Genomic DNA, 18,556 nt, shown 5'->3' on the forward strand with positions numbered 1-18,556 from the left:
CTTGTCGATCAGTCGATGATCAGTAGATGTTGGCGAAGGGCACGGGCTCGTCGCCCCGTGACCCTGCGATCTGCGCGCGGAGCGCGATGTCGTCCCACAGGCGGACCTCCTTGACGATGGCGCCGTCGTGGAGAGTGAACTGCGAGATGCCGATGAGGTCGATCGGCTTGCCTGTGAGCGGGCCGTAGTTCGGCACGCCGTTGTAGTCGCCGACGAACTTCCAGACGACGGCCACGCGGAGCCCCGCGTAGCGCACGTCGTAGTTCGTCTGGATGTCGCGGATCTCGAACTGTCCGCCGGGGAACGACTCGAGCAGGCGCAGCAGCGCGCGGCGATAGCCCTCAGGGCGGATGATCGTGCGGTCGCCGACCGTGTTGAGCGTGAGGTCGCGGTGGAAGTACTTCTCGACCTTCTGCAGGTCGCGGTCGTTCCACACGGTCTGGATCATGTCGATGACGGTCTCGACCTCGGCGCGGTACTCGTCCGGGCGGACGCCGGAGTCGCCCTCGGCGATGGGGTCGACCGGGGCCGGCTCCGTCCACGAACCCGAGAAGCCGCGGAAGGACTGGGCCCTGGCCAGCTCGTCGAGGTCGTCTCCCCTGCGCAGCGCTCCGGCGAGCGTGTCGCGGACGACCCACTCCTCGACCATGCGGCCGCGGCGGTAGAGGCAGTTGGCGATCGTGCGGCTCACGTACGGCGAGTGCAGGTCTCCCGACAGCACGAGGTGCGAGCTGAGGAAAGCGTCGTCGCCGCGGGCCTCCCAGATGACGTCCTCCGCCTGGCCGACGCGGTCGGGCGTGGCCGAGATGCGCATGAGCGACCCCTCGATGACCTCCTGACGAGTCGTGGAGGTGCCGAGGGCACCGTGCACGATCGAGTCCGGCTCGTAGTTGTCACGGATGTAGCTGATCGATCGATCGACCCAGATGAGGTCGGTGACCTCGCGGATGAAGTCGTCGGGGTCTTTGTACGGCAGGTAGGCGACCGGGTCGAGAGACACGCTTTTCCACTCCTTCGAGATACGACGCTGCGGTTCATCGGTGATCACAAGCGGCGTTGTCGTCAGTGTATGCGTATGCACAACACAGCGCAAGAGACGGCCCAGCGCACACGGTGGTCATTCTGCGGAGGCCTTGGATAGCGCGCCGGAACCGGTTCGGGAGCCGACGCTCGAGTGGACGCGAGAGGCCCCGTCGCCGCAGGGGCGGAGTCGGTGCGACGTCAGGGCGTCGGCGCGGGTGCCAGCGTGCGGCGCGCGATGAAGGTCGACGCGAACCCGGACATCCGGATCTCGGCGTCGGGATCCTCGATGCGCCGCACGATGAGGTCGGCCGCCGCACGCGCCATTCCGACGATGTCGTAGCCGACCGTGGCGAGGTCGATGATGGGCCAGGCCGCCTCAGGGAGGTCGTCGAAGCCGACGACCGAGAGGTCCTCGGGTACCCGCAGGCCGGCGCGATGAGCGGCGTTGAGCGCGCCGTACGCGACGACGTCATTGCCGCAGAAGAGCACCGTCGGGCGGTCGGGGCCGGCGAGCAGCTCGGCGGCGGCCCCCTCACCCTCGGCCGCGCCGTAGGGGGTGCGGCGCACGTCGCGCTCGTCGAGCTGCAGCCCCTCCGCGCTCAGGGCGTCGCGGAGCGACGCCTCCCGCCCCTGCGCCGTGCTGGTGTTGCTCGGGCCTAGCACCGCGCCCATTCGCCGATGCCCGAGGGCGACGGCCGCGCGGACCGCCTCGCGGTAGCCCGGCACGGAGTTCACAACCGCCGAATCGGCTTCGACGAATGAGCCGATGCGGTTGAAGTACACGAACGGCAGGCCCCGGTCCCGCAGCCGCAGCGGCGCGACGGAGTCCACGGTGGTGGTGGCGAGGATGACGCCGTCGAGGCCGTTGGCCAGCAGCCGCTCGACGACCGTGTCGTTGTCGGCCGACTCGGTGTGCAGCATCAGCTGGTAGCCGAGGGCCTCGAGCTCCCGGTGCACGGGGGCGATGATGTGCGAGTAGAACTGATTGTCGAGATCCGTGAGCAGCAGTCCGATGCGCCGCGTCCGGCCGGACGACAGTGCTCGACCCGCCTCGCTCGGCACGTAGCCGAGCAGCTGAGCCGCCTCGCGCACTCGGAGCTTGGTCGCGTCGGACACGCGGGCGTCGTCGCGCAGCGCGCGCGACACCGTCGGCTGCGACACCCCTGCCAGACGTGCGACATCCCGGCTCGTGACGACCATGTCAGGCCTTCCCCTCGATCACCGGATTCTACCGCCCTTGACGACGGAATGCATACGCGGTCATAATCGGCACATACGTATGCAATGAAAGGAAGGGCCATGCCCCGTCATCTCAAGACCGCGCCGACGAAGACGTTCGCGGACACCGCTCAGCAGGACGTCGCGGAGCGGGTGAGGGCGATCATCGGCGACATCCGCGAGAACGGCGACGCGGCCGTCCGACGTTATGCGGAGCAGTTCGACAACTGGAGCCCCGCCTCGTACCGCCTGTCCGATGACGAGATCACGGAGATCATCGGCACTCTCGACGATCAGGTCATCACCGACATCGAGTTCGTGCAGTCGCAGGTGCGACGATTCGCCCAGGCGCAGCGCGACTCGCTCGTCGACATCGAGGTCGAGACGCTCCCCGGCGTCTTCCTCGGACAGAAGCACGTGCCGGTCCAGGCGGCCGGCGCGTACATCCCCGGCGGCAAGTACCCGCTCACGGCCTCGGCCCACATGACCATCATCACGGCGAAGGTCGCCGGAGTCCCGCGCGTCGTCGCCTGCACCCCGCCGATCCGCGGCGAGATCCCCGCCGCCACCGTCGCGGCGATGAAGATGGCCGGCGCCGACGAGATCTACATCCTCGGCGGCGTGCAGGCCGTGGCGGCGATGGCCGTCGGCACCGACACGATCGCTCCCGTGAACATGATCGCCGGGCCGGGCAACGCCTACGTCGCCGAGGCGAAGCGCCAGCTGTTCGGCGAGGTCGGCATCGATCTCTTCGCCGGCCCCACCGAGATCCTCATCGTCGCGGACGAGCACGCCGACCCGTTCTTCACCGCGGTCGACCTCCTCTCCCAGGCCGAGCACGGCCCCGACTCCCCCGCGGTGCTCGTCACCACCTCGCAGTCGCTCGCCGAGGAGGTCATCGACTGGATCGACAAGATCCTCCCCGGCATGCCGACGCGTGACTACGCCGGACCCGCCTGGCGCGACTGGGGCCAGGTCATCGTCGCCGATGACCTCGACGAGGCCTACCGGATCGCCGACGACTTCGCGTTCGAACACGTGCAGATCTTCACCGAGAACCCCCGCGAGGCGCTGACGAAGATGCACGACTACGGTGCGCTGTTCCTCGGCGAGAACACCTGCGTCTCCTACGGCGACAAGGTCATCGGCACGAACCACGTGCTGCCGACGCTCGGCGCCGCCCGCTACACCGGCGGCCTGTGGGTGGGCAAGTACCTGCGCACCGTGACCTACCAGGAGGTGCAGAACACCGAGTCGTCCGCCGAGCTCGGCGCCGTCTGCGGTCGCGCCGCCCGCGTCGAGCTGTTCGAGGGGCACGCACGATCGGGCGATGCACGCGCCTGGCGCCACGCCGGCACGCAGTTCGACTGGATCGACGAGAGCCGCGCCGCGGTCGGCGCGGACGCACGATGACCGACCTCACCGGTCGCACGGCCGTGGTCACCGGCGGCGGCAGCGGACTCGGAGCGGCGATCGCCCGAGCCCTGCACGCCGCCGGTGTCGCGGTCGTCGTGGTCGGCCGCGACACCGCCAAGCTCGACGCGGTGGTCGCCGACCTCGGCCCGCGGGCGCGCGCCCTCGCGTGCGACGTCGCGGACCCGGCATCCGTCGACGCTCTGCGCGCCGCGCTGGAGGGCACCGAGGTGTCGATCCTCGTGAACAACGCCGGCATCCCCGGTCCGGTCGCGGCGCTCACCGACATCGCGGTCGACGATTGGGACGAGGTGTTCGACGTCAACGTGCGCGGCACGTTCCTGCTGTGCAGGGCGCTGCTCCCCGGCATGATCGCCCGAGGCGACGGCGACGTCATCAACGTGGCATCCGTCTCCGGCAAACGACCGCTCGCGCATCGCACGCCGTACTGCGCCTCGAAGATGGCGGTGATCGGGCTCACGTCCACCCTCGCGTTCGAGGTCGGGCCGGCCGGTGTGCGCGTGAACTCGCTCTCCCCCGGGCCGGTGCAGGGTCCGCGCATGGCGCGCAACTTCCGCCTCGAGGCCGAGCGATCGGGCACGAGCGTCGACGAGGCCGAGCAGGCGTTCGTGTCGCGCGCGGCCCTCGGGCGCATGGTCACAGAGGAGGAGGTCGGCGCAGCCGTCGTCGCGATGCTCGCGATGCCGGGAATGTGCGGCGCCGACGTCGACCTCTCGGCGGGGATGGTCGCATGACCGCCTCATTGCGGCAGCGTGCGAGCGCCGGTGAGAAGCTCATCGGCGCTCTGCTGCGCATGCCTGCTGAGGAGACCGTCGAGATGCTGGCGGTCGCCGGCTTCGACTTCGTCCTGATCGACTGCGAGCACGGACCGGCCGACATCGTCGCGCTGCGTCATCACATCGCCCTCGCGGCGGTGCACGGGGTGCCCGTGATCGTGCGGGTCGGCGAGAAGGATCGCCGACTCGTGCTGCGGGTGCTCGACCAAGGGGCACAGGGCATCCTCGCCCCGCACCTCGACACGGCCGAAGACGCCGCCGACCTCGTCGACGCCAGCCTCTACCCGCCGATCGGCTCGCGCGGCTTCGCCACCTACAGCCGCGCCGGGCGCTTCGGCGAGGTCGCGGCGGCGGACCACAAGGCGTGGTGGCTCGAGAACACGCTCGTGCTCGGCATGATCGAGTCGCCGCGCGGTGTCGCGAACGTCGAGGCCATCGCCGCGACACCGCGCCTGGACGGCATCATGATCGGTCCGGCTGATCTCTCCGCGGCATCCGGTCCTGACGACCTCCCGCTGCCCGAGGCCGTCGCGGCCGTGAACGCGGCGCTCGCGCGCACCGGCGCGCTGCGCATGGACATCGTAGGGACGAAGGATGCCGCGGCTGCGGCGTTCGCGGACGGCGCCGACCTCGTGGTCTACAACCTCGCGTCCTCGCTCATGACGCATCTGCGGGGGCTGGCCGCGGCATCGCCCCGCTAAGCTGTCGCGCTCGGCGCCGCGCCGTGGGCGGAGTTCTCCGCGATGGGCGGGCGAATCCGCCGGGATTCTCCTCCCGAGGCGGAGATCTCCGCCCACCACGGCGCCGGGCTCAAGCGACCGCAGCCGGCCGAACCTGCTGCGAGCGCCACGCCCGCACGAGGTCGGCGAACTCGCGCGGACGCTCGAGTGGCAGCAGGTGCCCTGCGTCCAGCGAGACGAGTCGGGCGTCAGGAAGCGCCGCGACGATCTCGGTATGGAAGCTCGGCGGGCAGATGACGTCGTCGAGCCCCGAGACGACCAGCGTCGGCATGCGCAGCGACGACAGCCGCGACAGCAGGTCGACGCGGGTGAGCTGCAGCGCGAGCTGCGTGCGCAGCAGCTCCTTGCCGGTGTCGGCTCCCATCCGCAGTGTGCGCTCGACGAGGTCGGGACGCTCGGCGACGAGATGCTCGCCGAGCAGAGGTTCGAGGATTCCGTGCTGCAGCGACCGGGCGTCGGCGCCGGCGTCGAGACGGCGCATCCACTCCCTCCACCCCTCGCGCTGGGCGGAGGTCGGGGCCTTCGCGTTCGTCGCCACGAGGCACAGGCCGGCCACCCGCTCCGGAGACGTGAGGGCCAGCGCCATGCCGACGATGCCGCCGAGCGAATGCCCCACCAGTACGAACCGCGCCGGAAGCTCCGCGAGCAGCGCGTCGACCTGCGCGCGGAGCGAGGGGCGATCCAGCGTCGGCCGGATCGCCCCTGCCCCCTCCGCGTCGAAGTCGGCATCCGCCCACAGGTCTGCGGTGCAGTTCATGCCCGCGAGCAGCACGAGCGGGGCGGATGCCGACACGTCAGCCCTTCACGGCGCCGTCGCTGAGCCCTGCGACGAGGTACTTCTGCGCGATGAACGCGATGACGAACACCGGGATCGTCAGCAGCATCGACGCCGCCCCTGCCTGTTGCAGCATCGGCAGCGTCTGCCCGAGCTGCGTGGCGATGAACACCGGCACCGTCTTCGACGAGGTGTCGGTGAGCACGAGAGCGGTGAGGTACTCCTGGAACGCGAAGAGGAAGACGAAGATGCCTGCCGTGAGGATGCCCGGCCCCATCAGCGGGATCATGACGCGTCGCAGCATCCCGATCCTGGTGCAGCCGTCGATCATCGCGGCCTCGTCGAGCTCACGCGGGATCTCTGCGAAGAAGTTGCGCAGCAGCCAGATCGTGAACGGCTGATTGATCGCCACGAGCGCGATCGCGAGCGCGAACGTCGTGTCGTAGATGCCGAGGGCCCGGCTGATGTCGTACATCGGCAGCACGACCGAGAAGCGGGGCAGTGCCCGGAAGATCAGTGCCAGCACGAGCAGCAGAGCCGACACGTAGCTCGGGAACCGTGACAGCGCGTACGCCGCCGGAATGCCGATCACGAGCGCGATCACGGTCGAGACCACCGCGACGACGAGTGTGTTGACGAGGTAGTCGGCGAAGTACGTGGTCTGCCAGAGATCGACGAAGGCCTGCAGTGTCGGCTGGTAGTCCCAGAGCACCGGCGGGTTCGAGAAGGCGACGTTCGTCGGCTTCGTCACCGACAGCGTCATCCAGATGAACGGGCTGAGCACGACCACGCAGAGGATGCCGAGAAGCAGCCCGGTGATGACCGGGGGCCGGTTCGGACCCCCACGGCGTCGACGCTTCGGCGCGCCGCTCGTGACGATGGCTCTGGTCGAGAGCTCTGCGGAGGTGAGACTCATCGTTCGGCCTTCGCTTCCTTGAAGATGCCCCGGATGAACGGGATCAGCATGATGAGGATCAGGAGGATCGTGAGCACGTTGATCGCGCTGCCGAGCCCGAGGTTCTCCGCCCCGTCGGCGAACGCCACCGAGTAGACGTAGAGCATGATCGACTCGTTCCCGATGTTCTGCGCCTGCGGCGACAGCGGGATCAGGTTGTCGAACATGCGCAGCACATCCATGATCGTGATGAGCGTGACGAAGCCGAGCACGCCGCGGATCGTGGGGATGATCACGTTGATGTGCGTCTGGAAGCCGTTGGCCCCGTCGATCGTCGCGGCCTCCTTCAGCTCGTTCGGCACGCCCTGGAGCCCCGCGAGGATGATGAGCATCGCGAACGGCAGCATGTGCCAGACGGTGTTGGCGATGACGAGGATGCCGTTCGGCACCTGATCGGTGAACCAGAGCACCTGCGTGCCTCCGAAGAAGCCGATGAGCCGGTTGACGACGCCGCCGAAGTTGTCGTCGAAGAGCCACGAGAACGCGACGGCGCCCACGAGGTTCGGCAGCACGTACGAGACGAGCATGATGCCGAGCACCAGGGGGCGCGAGGTGGTGATGCGGTTGATGCCGGTGGCGATGATGTAGCCGAACACCAGCAGGATGACCGTGGTGACGACGGTGACGACGACCGTGAACGCGACCGCCTTGTGGAAGCGCGGATCGAGCAGGGCGTCGGTGAAGTTCTCGAGCCCGACGAAGGTACCCGGTGAGCCGTAGCGGACCTGTTCGAAGCTCCACTGCACCGTGCGCACCAGCGGGAGCACGAGGAGCGCTCCCATCACCAGCAGGCTCGGGAAGAAGAGCAGCCAGAACTCGCGTGCCTTCATATGCGTCCTCCCTTGGACGGACTGTGGCCTGAACTCGCGCTCAGGCCACAGTCATGACGTCGGTGCGTCGGTCAGCCGGCGATCTTCTCGCCGGCGGCCTGCATCTGGGCGAGTCCGTCGTCGACCGCGATCTGGCCGTTCAGGATCGAGACCAGGATCGGCCGGATCTCGTTGGTGATGTCGGCCGCGATCGGGGAGACGATCGGCGGCATCGCGCTGGCGATCGAGTCGTTGGCCGCGGCGCCGTACGGGGAGTTGCTCTCCGTCACCATGCCCTCGCGGGCCGGGTAGGCCGCGGGGACGGATGCCTTCGACGCGTCCTCGCTGACGGCCGAGGCCATCATCTGGAAGAGCATGTCGTGGTCGAGCTTCGTGTTGAACGGGATGGACCAGCCGTCGATCGAGAGGCGGTTGTACGAGTACTCCGCGTCGGCCGTGACCTTCGGAGCCCCGGCGAAGCCGAACGAGTCGGCGTACTGCGAGTTGGAGTCGAGGGTGAGGTCGAACATGCGACCGGAGAACATGATCGACATGGCCGCGGTGCCGTTGAACATCTGCTGCTGCACCTTGGGCTGGTCGAACGTGGTCACCTGCGGGTCCATGTACGGCTTGAGTGCGAGCATCGCCTCGACGGCCTGCTTGGCCTCGGGGGTGTCGAGCGTGACCTCGCCGTCGGCGGTGACGAAGTCGGCGCCGAGCGAGTTCATCGCGCCCTGGAAGCCGGTGGAGACGTCGGCCGTGGCGAGCCACGGCAGCGCGATCGGGTAGTCCATGAGGCCGGCGCCCTTGATCGCCTCGGCCGCGTCGATCATCTCGTCGAACGTCGTCGGCACCTCGAGGCCGAGGTCGTCGAAGACGTCGGTGCGGTAGGCCATGACGAACATCTGCGCCTGCATCGGCACGGCGTAGATGTCGCCGTCGTACGACATGCCCTCGACCATCGACTGGCTGATGTCGCCGAGGCCGTAGTCGTCGGCGTACTTGTCCCACAGGTCGTTGAGGGGGACGAGCTTCTCCTCCTCGCCGAACCCGGGGATGACGAAGCCGTACGTCTCGATGATGTCGTAGGTGCCCGTGTCGCCCGCGAGGGTCGCGGTGGTCTTGGTCACCTGGCCGCCGAAGTCGATCGGGTCGTGCTTCAGCGTCACGTCGTCGGTCGAGCAGCTCGACACCATCGTGTCGGTGAAGGGGTCGATCGCGGAGGAGTTGTAGGCGAGGACGTTGACCGTCGTCTTGCCTTCGGGTGCCGTGTAGTCGCACGTCACCTTCGTCGAGTTCTCATTGTCGGTGCGGGAACCCGCACCACAGCCGGCGAGGGCGACGATGCCCACGGCGACGAGTGCGAGTACCGGCAGTGCTCGGTGCTGTGTGTGTCCCATGTCGCTGATGGTATACGTATGCAGTCGACTTAGGGAAGCCTATGTTCGGGCTTTCTCGCAAGATTGAATACGTATACTGAGCGGCCGTCGCCGAGCGGCGTTCGACCCCGTCGCGAGCGTCACGTCCCGAGCCGTCGGAACTCCACACCGTGCCGCTGGAACTCCCGCTCCGATCTCGGCCTCGCGTCGACGAGCACGGTCCGGGTGCAGCGTCGCGCGAGGGGCAGATCGCTCGCGGAATCCGTGTAGAGCGTATCCAGGATCGCGCCGGGACGCGCCGCGTCGAGCGTCTCCACCTTGCGCGCGCCGACATTGTGATCGGCGAAGCGCGCGCCCCCGGCGGCGAAGCGGAAGCGGGAGGCGAGCACCGGCATGCCGGCGACCCCGAGAGCGTCCAGATAGGCGGTGGCCAGCATCTGCTCGGTCGCGGTGGTCACGACGCCGGTGCCGTCGGCGGACGCGCGGCGCAGCGCCGACAGCACCTCCGGCCGCACGTTGCCCGGCCGGCCGGCGAGCGCACGGGCGGTGCGCCTCGCGAGGCGCCCGTATTCGACCTCGGACACCCCGGCGAGCGCGACATGCACGATCGCACGATTGCACCGGGGCCGCAGAGACCCGGCGGCCGGGGCGAGAGCCGCCGTCAGCGCCAGCGCCGCCACGGGCAGCACCAGCCAGGGACGCGTTCTCAGCCGCTCGAACACCAGCGACGCCATGGTGTCGGCGCGACTCAGGACTCCGTCGAGATCGAAGACCGTGATCACTCCGCGTCGACCGCCCGATCGATGATGAGCGAGACGCGGTCGGCCCGGTAGACGTCGACCGCGAACTCCAGACAGGCGCCGTCCCCGAGGAACGTGCGCCGCGTGAGCTGCAGACCACCGGCGGCACGGCGGGTGCCGAGACGGCGCGCGTCGTCGGCATCCAGCACCACCACTTCCAGCTCTGCGGAGGTGCGGGCCAGCGCGAGGCCGAAGCGCGCGCGCAGTTCGTCCCACAGCGATCCGGCGAGGTCGCCGTCGAGCAGCCCCGGCACGAGGTCGGCAGGGTAGTACGTCGTCTCGACGGCGAGCGGCTCGTCGTTCGACCGCCGCAGACGCCGGAGGGCGTACACCGCGGTGCCGAGCGGGATGCCGAGGCCGGCCGCCACGTCCTCATCGGCCGGACGCTCGTCGGCCCAGAGCAGCTCGGCACCCGGCTGCCGGCCGGAGCGCGCGACCTCCTGCGAGAACGAGCCGAGACGCAGCCGCACCCGTGGTTCGGAGACGAAGGTGCCGCGAGTGGCGTCGCGATGCACTCGGCCCTCGTTCTCGAGCACGCCCAGTGCGCGGCGGAGGGTCATCCGGCTGACGCCGAGCTCGACGCTGAGGTCTCGCTCCGACGGGAGGGGCGCGCCGACACCCAGTTCGCCGGCGTCGATGCGGGAGCGCAGCTGGCCCGCGATGCGCACGTATGCGGGCTCGCCGGATTTCGCGCGTGTGAATTCTTCCGTCTCGTGCGTGCCCACCATTGACACGCTACTCGCCGCCGATCTAGGTTGCCTTGGTATAGACCAGCTGTATCCACCGCCGCCGAACAAAGGTCGAGTCATGGAAACACCCGAAGCTCCCTCCGTCCCGTCCGTCGCTCCGACCGGCACCCGCATGAAGCGGGAGCTCGGGCTGTACGCCTCGTTCGCCGTCGCCTTCGGCTTCGTCTCGATCGCGACCGGCATCTTCACCACCTACGGCGCGGTGCTGAACAGCAGCGGCCCCCGCGGCATCTGGGCCTGGCCGTTCGCCGTCGTCGGGCAGACCATGGTCGCGCTGATCTTCGGCGCCCTCGCCGCACGCATCCCCATCAGCGGCTACGCGTACCAGTGGGTGTCACGGCTCGCGAACCCGATCCTCGGCTGGCTCACCGGATGGATCTCCTTCGCGTTCCTCGTCGTCGTCGTGGTCGCCGTCGACTACACGATCGCCGCGACGATCCTGCCCGAACTCTTCGGCTACGCGCCCACCCCGGCGAACTGCTGGGTCATCACGGCCGTCGTGATGCTGCTGCAGGCGATCCTCGTCGCCCTCAGCACCAAGGCGACCAACCGCGTGAACGAGGTCGCCGTGACCGTGCAGATCATCGGCATGATCGGCATCACCGTGCTGCTCTTCGTCGTCGGCGCCGCTCTCGGCCGGCTCGACTTCACCCAGCTGTTCGCCACCGCGCCCGTCGCCGAGGCCGGCTACTGGGACTTCGGAGGCCTCACCGACGCCGGCCCGTTCCCGCTCGCCTTCCTGCTCGGCGCCTTCACGATCGTCGGCTTCGAGTCGGCCGCGAACCTCGCCGAGGAGACGAAGAATCCCGAGCGCGTCATCCCCCGCGCCATGGTGCAGGCCGTGGTCGCCCTCGGCGTGCTGGGGATGCTGTTCCTCATCGCCGTGACCGCGCTGGCCGGCGACACCGCCGAGCTCGCCGAGTCGGCGACTCCGGTCGCGACCGTCATCACCTCGGTGCTCGGTCCGGTGGTCGGCAAGATCCTGCTCGTGCTCGTCGTGATCTCGATCTTCTCGTGCGGCCTCGTCATCACCCTGAGCGGCACCCGCCTGATCTGGGCGATGTCGCGCGATGAGCGCTTCCCCGCCTGGCAGCTGCTGCGCCGGGTCAGCCGGACCCGGCACACGCCCGTGGCTGCGACGCTGGGATACCTCGTCATCACGCAGGCGATCCTCGCGATCTTCAGCGGCACCAGCGACGCACTGTTCGTCCTCTTCTCGGCGGCGACGCTGCTGCCGGCCATCATCTACGCGGGCACGGTGCTGCTGTACATCGTGAAGCGCCGCTCGCTGCCCGCGAGCGCCGGATTCTCGCTCGGCAAGTGGGAGGTGCCGGTGCTGATCCTCGCGAGCGTTTGGCTCGTGTACGAACTGCTGATCTTCCGCGACGTGTCGTTCGAGCAGCCGCGGCTGTACGTCGGCATCATGCTCGTGGTGGGCATCGCGTACCTCGTCTACCTCATCGCCACGCGCGGACGCCGCGGACTCACCATGCCCGACATGGCCGACGTCGACCGCACGTTCGACGACGACACCGCGCCCGCCTCCCGGTGAGGCGCCCCTCCTCCGACGAAAGTGGAATCATCATGAACTCCCCCTCTCCCGCCCTCCCCGTCGTCGTCATCGGCGGAGGCATTGTGGGGTCGGCCCTGCTCCACACGCTCGCACACCGCGGAGTGGATGCCGTGCTGCTCGAGGCCGAGAGCGAGCTCGGCCTCGCCGCGAGCGGCACGAACTCCGGCATCCTCCACACCGGCTTCGACTCGACCCCCGGCGAGCTCGAGACCGAGCTGATCCTGCGGGCCGCGCGCATCAGGCCGGCGATCCTCGACGCCTTGGGGGTGCCCGTCATCGCGTGCGGCGCCGAGCTCGTCCCGCACACGGAGGAGGATGCCGAGACGGTCGTCGCCCTCGCCGCAGGCGCCGCGGCGAACGGCGTCGAGGTCGAGATCCGCGAGTCGGACGGCGCCCTGCTGGTGCCGGGCGAATCCGTGAGCGACCCGGTCGCATTCACGGCGGCGCTCGCTGCCTCGGCCGTCGCGACGGGCGCGCGCGTGGAGCTCGATGCCCGCGTCTCCTCGTTGACCCCGGGTGATGACGGCATCGAGGTCGAGACGAGCGACGGCCGGCGCTTCGCCGCGGCGGCGGTCGTCAACGCCGCGGGTCTGCACGCCGACGACGTGGCTCGCCTCATCGGCGACGACTCGTTCGAGATCTACCCGCGCAAGGGCGAGTTCTTCGTGTTCCGGCTGCCCGACGGTGCCACGCTCGATCGCATCATCCTGCCGGTGCCGACGAAGCGCACCAAGGGGGTGCTCGTCTTCCCGACGCTCGACGGCACGGTGATCGCCGGACCGACAGCCGTCGATCTCGACGACAAGGACGACTGGACCGTGCGGCCCGAGGCCCGTGACGAGATCCTCGCCAAGGCCGTCGTGCAGTTCCCGGCGCTCGAGGGCCTCGAACCGATCGCGAGCTACGCGGGGCTCCGGCCCGCCGGTCGCGGCAGCAACTACGTGATCGGTTCGTCCGAGAAGGATGCCCGTCTGATCAACGTCGCCGCCATCCGCTCGACGGGCCTCACCGCCTCGCTCGGCATCGCCGACTACGTGGCCGAGCTGCTGCCCTCGATCGGTGTCGAGGTCGGTCCGCTGCAGCCGCCCACTCCGGCGGCGTCGACGCCGGCCGCGGCCCCGGCCCCGGCCCCGAGCGGACCGTGGTGGCGGCGCACCGCCGAGCACCGGGGCGCGCTCCGCGCCGCTGGCGCCGGCACGGGTGCCGGCGCTGGCGCTGGCGCTGGCGCCGGCGAGGAGCATCGGGCATGACCACGGTCCTCGCGATCGATCAGGGCACCTCGGGCACCAAGGCCGTCGTCGTCGACGGATCCGGCGAGATCCTCGCCCTCAGCGAGGTGGCCGTGCGGCCGACGTATCTCTCCGGCGGAGGGGTCGAGCAGGACCCCGAGGCGCTGCTCGACTCGGTGCTGCAGGCCGGCCGCACCGCGGTGGGCGAGGCGAAGACGGACGTCGACATCGTCACCCTCGCGAACCAGGGCGAGACCGTGCTCGCGTGGGATCCCGACACGGGGGCCGCGCTCTCGCCGATGATCGTGTGGCAGGACCGCCGCGCCGAGTCGGTCTGCGCCGATCTGCGCGATCGCGCCGACGAGATCGCGCGACGCACCGGACTCGTGCTCGATCCGTACTTCTCCGCCCCGAAGCAGGCATGGATCCGCCGCACCCTCACCCACGAGGGCGTGGTCACGACGTCGGACAGCTGGCTGCTGCACCGCCTGACCGGCGAGTTCGTCACCGACACCTCGACCGCCAGTCGTTCCCTCGCCGTCGACCTCGACAGCGCCGCGTGGGACCCCGAGCTGCTCGACCTGTTCGGACTCGGCGACGAGCGACTGCCCCGCATCGCCGCCTCCGACGAGATCGTCGGGACGACGACCGCGTTCGGAGGCACCGCGGCGGTCGGCGGCCTCGTCGTCGACCAGCAGGCGGCGCTCGTGGCGCAGCACTGCCTGCAGCCCGGCGAGGCCAAGTGCACGTTCGGCACCGGAGCGTTCCTGCTCGCGAACACCGGTGCGGAGGCCGTGCGCTCCGGCGCTGGACTGTCGTCGTCGGTGGCCTGGCAGCAGGGAGGACAGACCACCTACTGCCTCGACGGCCAGGTGTACACGGCCGCCTCCGCGGTGCGCTGGCTCGAGAAGCTGACCTTCATCGACACGGCGGCCGACCTCGACCGAGTCGCCGCCGACGACGCCGACGGTGTGCTGTGCGTGCCGGCGCTCGCCGGGCTCGCCGCCCCCTGGTGGCGGCCGGACGCGACCGCGACTTTCACCGGCATGACGCTGTCGACGGGCAGCGAGCACCTGGTGCGCGCGGTGCTCGAGGGCATCGCGGCGCAGGTCGCCGAGCTGGCCCGCGCCATGTCGGCCGACCTCGGCTCCCCTCTGCGGCGGCTGCGCGTCGACGGCGGGCTCACGCGCAGCCGGGTGCTCATGCAGGCCGTCGCCGATCTCATGCGGGTGCCCGTCGACGTCTACCCCTCGCAGCATGCGACGCCGCTCGGCGCCGCCGCGCTCGCTCGATGCGCGGCGGACCCGTCGCTCACCCTCGACGAGGCGATCGTCCCGTGGTCGCCCTCGCAGACGTACGAACCGGTGTGGTCCGACGACCGCGCAGCGGAGTTCTCGTCGCGCTGGCGGGCGGTGGCCGAGGCGTCGGCCTGACCGTGGGCGGTCGCCGGCCGATGATCGCGCACGCGCCGGGCCGCAGCCACCGCGACCCGGCGCGACCGGGGTCGACCGCGATCAGGCTCCGCCGGCGTAGAGCTCGCCGACCGGCACGGCCACCGGCAGCACGTTGCCCGGCTGTGCGAGCGGGCAGGCCCATGCCGGGTCGTAGGCGCACGACGGGTTGTAGGCGAAGTTGAAGTCCAGCACGACGGTGCCGCGCTCGGCATCCGCCCCGAGGTCGGCGCCCTTGATGGTGTCCAGCAGGTAGCGTCCGCCGCCGTAGGTGCCGCCCGGTGTGCCGGCGAGCGCGTCGCGCACCGGCACGAACAGTCCTCCGCCGTACGTCGTCAGCCGCCAGACGTCGAGGGCGCCGACGGCGGGGATCTCGACGAGGCCGACGCGCTCGAACGGCACCACGCCGTCAGTGCCCGTCGCGAACTCGAACCCGCCCGGTTCTGCGGGCTGGACGGGCAGCTCGAACCGCCACTCGGGGTCGTACGAGGCGATCGGCACGCCCTCGAAGAGCGCACGGTCGTCCGGCAGCAGCGGAGTCGCCGGATGCCGCAGCAGCAGCTCGTCGCGCTCGATGCGCCACAGTTCGTGGGCCTCCTCGGGCGAGTCGGCCTCGCGGATCGCGGCGTACAGCGCGAAGACGCGGCGTCGCCAATCGGCGACCTCGAGGGCCGTGCGTGCGTTCTGCGTGGTCATGCGCCCAGGCTACGGGAGGCAGCGCCGCCCGGGGCCCGGCACCGTAGGTTGGTGTCATGACCCCGACCCCGCAGACCCGCGATCTCGTCGGCCGCACGATCCTCGTCACCGGGGCGAACGCCGGCATCGGATACTGGTGCGCCGAGCTGCTCGCGGCCCGGGGCGCACGGGTGCTGCTCGGATGCCGATCGCCCGAGCGGGCGAGCGTGGCTGAACGGTCGATCCGCGCGCACGTCGAGGGCGCCGACATCGGCATCCTCTCCCTCGACCTGGGGTCGTCGGCGAGCATCGCCGAGGCGGCGGCGAGTGTCGGCGACACCCTGCACGGCGTGATCTGCAACGCGGGCGTCAAGTCGGCCCACCGCGGCGAGCGCACCGCCGACGGGCACGACCTCATGATCGGCACGAACGCCCTCGGACACTTCGCTCTGCTCGCTCAGCTGGCGCCCACGCTCTCACCGGATGCGAGGGTCGTCGCCGTCGGGTCGATCGCGCACCGATTCGCCCGCATCGCGCCCGCCACCCTCGACGAGCCGTGGACCGGGAGCTCGCTGTCGCAGTACGGCCGCTCGAAGGCTGCACTCATGGCGATCGCCTTCGAACTCGACCGACGGTGGCGCGGCACCGCACGATCGGCGCTCTGCGCGCACCCGGGCTACGCGGTCGATCCGCTCACCCCGGCGAGGGATGGGCTCGCCCCCGTGTCACCGCTCGTGCGGGGGCTCGCCGCGCTGACCGGCGGACTGGTGCAGGGCAAGGATGCCGGCGCGGCGCCGATCGTGCACGCGGCGACATCGACCGACGCCACCGGCGGCGACTACTGGGGCCCCGGGGGTCTCCTGGAGTTCCGCGGCGCGCCCCGTCGCGTCCGCGCGTCGGACGAGGTGCGCTCGCGCGAGGTGGGTGCGGCGCTGTGGGCGGCCGCGGAGGAGCTCGCCGGGGTGCGTTTCCCGATCTGACCCGCCTCAGGACGGCGCGTCAGGCGATGCGGACCGCGGGGATCTCGTCGAGCGAGTGGTAGACGGGGAGTCCTCGCTCACGCGCGATCTCGACATCCTTGTCGGCGCCGGCCGATGCGCCGGGCAGACGCAGCACGGCGTCGCAGTGCTGCAGCAGACGATGGGCCGTCTCGTACATGACGTCGCCGCCCCCTGCATCGGCGCCGTCGAGCCCGCGGAGCACGGGCAGTGCCACCCATTCGCCGATCATCGGCACGTGGCCCAGGCGGTGGATCGGCGCCGCCGCCTCTTCGAGTCGTTCGAGGTTGCGGGCGACCAGCGCCGGGTCGCCGCCGGTGCCGGAGCGGTAGGGGCCGGCGATGAGGATGAGGAGTGGTGTGTTCATGCGGAGCAATATATCGTTGACCGTGCACAAACGTGCAACTTCATGAATCAATAGGAGATGTCGGATGCTGAGCGCACAGCGCCGGACCCACCTTCGCGAGATCCTGCATCGCGACGGCCGCATCGTCGCCAAGGACGTCGCCCGGGAGCTGTCGCTGTCGGAGGATTCGATCCGCCGCGACCTCCGGGAGATGGCCGAGGCCGGGGAGCTCGTCCGCGTCTACGGCGGAGCGCTGCCGGTTCCCGCCGCCGACCGTCCGGTCGACGCACGGCTCCGGCTCGCCACGGAGAGCAAGGAGCGCGTGGCGCGCCGTGCCGTCGCGCTCATCGCGCCGGCATCCACCGTCATCCTCGACGCGGGGACGACGACGCTCGCGATGGCGAGGATGCTGCCGTCCGGCACCGACCTGACCGTGGTCACCCCGAGCCCCGCCGTCGCTCTCGCGGTCGCGGAGCACTCCGACTCGCGGGTGGTGATGATCGGCGGCGAGCTGTCGCGCTTCTCGCTCGTCGCGAGCGGCCCGTTGGCGATCGAGGCCCTGCAGCATCTCTCCGCCGACACGTTCTTCCTCGGCGTGACCGGGATCGACCCGGAGCACGGCCTCACCACCGGCCGCCTCGACGACGCCGCGACGAAGCGCGCCGTCGCCGCCCGCAGCCGACGGACCTACGTGCTGGGCAGCGAGGAGAAGATCGGTGCGGCCTCGCACTTCCCCGTCCTCGACCTCGAGGTGGTGTCCGGGATCATCGTCGACCCCGACGACCGCAACCCGCTGATCGGCCGGCTCCCCACGACGTGACGAGCTGCTGGCTCAGGTGACGGTGGCCGCGACGATCGCCGGGGTCATCGCCGCCATCATCGCCGCCGCCATCGCCGCGTTGAGAGCTCTCCCCACCGCGTCGCCGACCGCGGTGCCCTCGGCCTGCGGCGCGTCCGCCGTCAGCTGCTCGATCCGCTTCTTGAGGTCGCGGGCCGAGGCGCCGGCGCACTCCTCCCGGAGGATCGCGTGGGCCGCGTTCAGGTTCTGCAGGATCGACAGCAGCGAGAGGTCGGCCCTGGTGGCCGCGCGGTTGCCGGCGATCACGTCGGCGAGGCGGGCGCGCAGCACACGTTCCGGCGCCGGGTCGGACTCGGGCGTGCGCACCGATCCCCAGCCGAAGAAGCCGCGCTCCCCCCGGATGAGCACCCCCTGCACCACCAGCGACTCGACCACCACCTCGAGCGGATCGAGCGCGGGGCGCGCGATGAGCGACTGCAGACGCTTGCCGCGCAGCGGTACCAGACGCTCGAGCGTCTGGTCGAGCACCGGATGCCCTATGGGCTCGGTCGACACGATCTCGACGACGGGATAACGCTCGTGGGTGAGCGCGATCCGGCCGCGCAGCGCGAGGTCGGTGAGCACTGCGGCGATCTCGCCGTAGAGGCGATTCACGCTCACCGAGGATTCGATCCGGCCGTCAGGACGCAGGAGGAGCATGTGGAGCTCTTCGACGATCAGCATGACTCCACGGTAAGCAGGAGCCCCGGGGCACGGCATCCACCGCAGGAATGATTCCCTGGCCGGTCGCACCCTGCGACCGGCCGGCCGGCGTGGCCTACGCGACC

Annotated in this window: 19 protein-coding genes; 8 read left to right on the forward strand and 11 right to left on the reverse strand. The window is 70.3% G+C overall.

What is annotated here, in order from left to right; translation table 11 throughout:
* Nucleotides 1-19: 19 nt before the first annotated feature.
* Nucleotides 20-1,000: an ester cyclase gene (locus FSY98_RS06905; protein ID WP_144875197.1), complete on the reverse strand. Its 981-nt coding sequence runs from the start codon at nucleotides 998-1,000 to the stop codon at nucleotides 20-22.
* A gap of 221 nt (nucleotides 1,001-1,221) precedes the next feature.
* Entirely contained in the window at nucleotides 1,222-2,223 is a 1,002-nt protein-coding gene (locus FSY98_RS06910) for a LacI family DNA-binding transcriptional regulator (protein WP_144875199.1), read from the reverse strand.
* A 99-nt stretch (nucleotides 2,224-2,322) separates the two neighbouring features.
* On the opposite strand from FSY98_RS06910, the gene hisD reads away from it, so the two are divergent.
* Genes hisD through FSY98_RS06925 form a run of 3 tightly spaced genes read left to right on the forward strand, consistent with a single transcriptional unit; the run spans nucleotide 2,323 to nucleotide 5,152 of the window.
* Nucleotides 2,323-3,654, forward strand: coding sequence for a histidinol dehydrogenase (hisD, locus tag FSY98_RS06915; protein ID WP_144875201.1), 1,332 nt, complete (start codon nucleotides 2,323-2,325; stop codon nucleotides 3,652-3,654).
* Nucleotides 3,651-4,409 carry an SDR family NAD(P)-dependent oxidoreductase gene (locus tag FSY98_RS06920; protein WP_144875203.1) on the forward strand — a complete coding sequence of 253 codons (759 nt, stop codon included), beginning with the start codon at nucleotides 3,651-3,653 and terminating at the stop codon, nucleotides 4,407-4,409. The genes hisD and FSY98_RS06920 overlap by 4 nt, the downstream gene beginning before the upstream one ends.
* Entirely contained in the window at nucleotides 4,406-5,152 is a 747-nt protein-coding gene (locus FSY98_RS06925) for an HpcH/HpaI aldolase/citrate lyase family protein (protein ID WP_144875205.1), read from the forward strand. Before FSY98_RS06920 ends, FSY98_RS06925 begins: the two co-directional genes overlap by 4 nt.
* A gap of 109 nt (nucleotides 5,153-5,261) precedes the next feature.
* Here the strand turns inward: FSY98_RS06925 and FSY98_RS06930 are convergent, their stop codons facing one another.
* The 6 genes from FSY98_RS06930 to FSY98_RS06955 all read right to left on the reverse strand — a co-directional run bounded on the left by FSY98_RS06930 (nucleotide 5,262) and on the right by FSY98_RS06955 (nucleotide 10,634).
* Nucleotides 5,262-5,984: an alpha/beta fold hydrolase gene (locus FSY98_RS06930; protein ID WP_144875207.1), complete on the reverse strand. Its 723-nt coding sequence runs from the start codon at nucleotides 5,982-5,984 to the stop codon at nucleotides 5,262-5,264.
* 1 nt (nucleotide 5,985) lies between these two features.
* Nucleotides 5,986-6,882, reverse strand: coding sequence for a carbohydrate ABC transporter permease (locus tag FSY98_RS06935; protein WP_144875209.1), 897 nt, complete (start codon nucleotides 6,880-6,882; stop codon nucleotides 5,986-5,988).
* Complete coding sequence (locus FSY98_RS06940) at nucleotides 6,879-7,751, reverse strand: carbohydrate ABC transporter permease (protein ID WP_144875211.1); 873 nt, start codon at nucleotides 7,749-7,751, stop codon at nucleotides 6,879-6,881. Before FSY98_RS06940 ends, FSY98_RS06935 begins: the two co-directional genes overlap by 4 nt.
* A gap of 71 nt (nucleotides 7,752-7,822) precedes the next feature.
* Nucleotides 7,823-9,130 (reverse strand): ABC transporter substrate-binding protein, encoded by a 1,308-nt coding sequence (locus tag FSY98_RS06945; RefSeq protein ID WP_144875213.1) that lies wholly within the window; start codon nucleotides 9,128-9,130, stop codon nucleotides 7,823-7,825.
* A 119-nt stretch (nucleotides 9,131-9,249) separates the two neighbouring features.
* Nucleotides 9,250-9,891, reverse strand: coding sequence for an HAD family hydrolase (locus FSY98_RS06950; RefSeq protein WP_144875215.1), 642 nt, complete (start codon nucleotides 9,889-9,891; stop codon nucleotides 9,250-9,252).
* A complete protein-coding gene (locus FSY98_RS06955; protein ID WP_222119123.1) occupies nucleotides 9,888-10,634 on the reverse strand; it encodes a GntR family transcriptional regulator in 747 nt (248 codons plus the stop codon). Before FSY98_RS06955 ends, FSY98_RS06950 begins: the two co-directional genes overlap by 4 nt.
* Before the next feature lie 82 nt (nucleotides 10,635-10,716).
* Between FSY98_RS06955 and FSY98_RS06960 the strand changes: the two genes are divergently transcribed.
* From FSY98_RS06960 to FSY98_RS06970, 3 genes are read left to right on the forward strand one after another with little or no spacing between them, the layout of a single operon-like run.
* Nucleotides 10,717-12,210 carry an APC family permease gene (locus FSY98_RS06960; RefSeq protein WP_144875220.1) on the forward strand — a complete coding sequence of 498 codons (1,494 nt, stop codon included), beginning with the start codon at nucleotides 10,717-10,719 and terminating at the stop codon, nucleotides 12,208-12,210.
* Between the two features lie 32 nt (nucleotides 12,211-12,242).
* Nucleotides 12,243-13,481, forward strand: a complete 1,239-nt coding sequence (locus FSY98_RS06965) for an NAD(P)/FAD-dependent oxidoreductase (protein ID WP_144875221.1) — start codon at nucleotides 12,243-12,245, stop codon at nucleotides 13,479-13,481.
* Complete coding sequence (locus FSY98_RS06970; RefSeq protein ID WP_144875223.1) at nucleotides 13,478-14,893, forward strand: FGGY family carbohydrate kinase; 1,416 nt, start codon at nucleotides 13,478-13,480, stop codon at nucleotides 14,891-14,893. The genes FSY98_RS06965 and FSY98_RS06970 overlap by 4 nt, the downstream gene beginning before the upstream one ends.
* 81 nt (nucleotides 14,894-14,974) lie before the next feature.
* Here FSY98_RS06970 and FSY98_RS06975 read toward each other — a convergent pair whose 3' ends face one another.
* Complete coding sequence (locus FSY98_RS06975) at nucleotides 14,975-15,607, reverse strand: DUF1684 domain-containing protein (RefSeq protein WP_144875225.1); 633 nt, start codon at nucleotides 15,605-15,607, stop codon at nucleotides 14,975-14,977.
* Nucleotides 15,608-15,663: 56 nt separating this feature from the next.
* Here FSY98_RS06975 and FSY98_RS06980 point away from each other — a divergent pair, with 56 nt between their 5' ends.
* Entirely contained in the window at nucleotides 15,664-16,566 is a 903-nt protein-coding gene (locus tag FSY98_RS06980; protein WP_144875227.1) for an SDR family NAD(P)-dependent oxidoreductase, read from the forward strand.
* A 19-nt stretch (nucleotides 16,567-16,585) separates the two neighbouring features.
* On the opposite strand, the gene FSY98_RS06985 is transcribed toward FSY98_RS06980, so the two are convergent.
* Entirely contained in the window at nucleotides 16,586-16,951 is a 366-nt protein-coding gene (locus FSY98_RS06985; RefSeq protein ID WP_144875229.1) for a DUF4406 domain-containing protein, read from the reverse strand.
* Between the two features lie 64 nt (nucleotides 16,952-17,015).
* On the opposite strand from FSY98_RS06985, the gene FSY98_RS06990 reads away from it, so the two are divergent.
* Nucleotides 17,016-17,750 (forward strand): DeoR/GlpR family DNA-binding transcription regulator, encoded by a 735-nt coding sequence (locus FSY98_RS06990; protein WP_144875231.1) that lies wholly within the window; start codon nucleotides 17,016-17,018, stop codon nucleotides 17,748-17,750.
* A gap of 12 nt (nucleotides 17,751-17,762) precedes the next feature.
* On the opposite strand, the gene FSY98_RS06995 is transcribed toward FSY98_RS06990, so the two are convergent.
* Nucleotides 17,763-18,452 carry a GPP34 family phosphoprotein gene (locus FSY98_RS06995; protein WP_186307571.1) on the reverse strand — a complete coding sequence of 230 codons (690 nt, stop codon included), beginning with the start codon at nucleotides 18,450-18,452 and terminating at the stop codon, nucleotides 17,763-17,765.
* Between the last annotated feature and the right edge of the window lie 104 nt (nucleotides 18,453-18,556).

This window comes from Microbacterium sp. 1.5R (assembly GCF_007667425.1).
GTDB lineage: Bacteria > Actinomycetota > Actinomycetes > Actinomycetales > Microbacteriaceae > Microbacterium.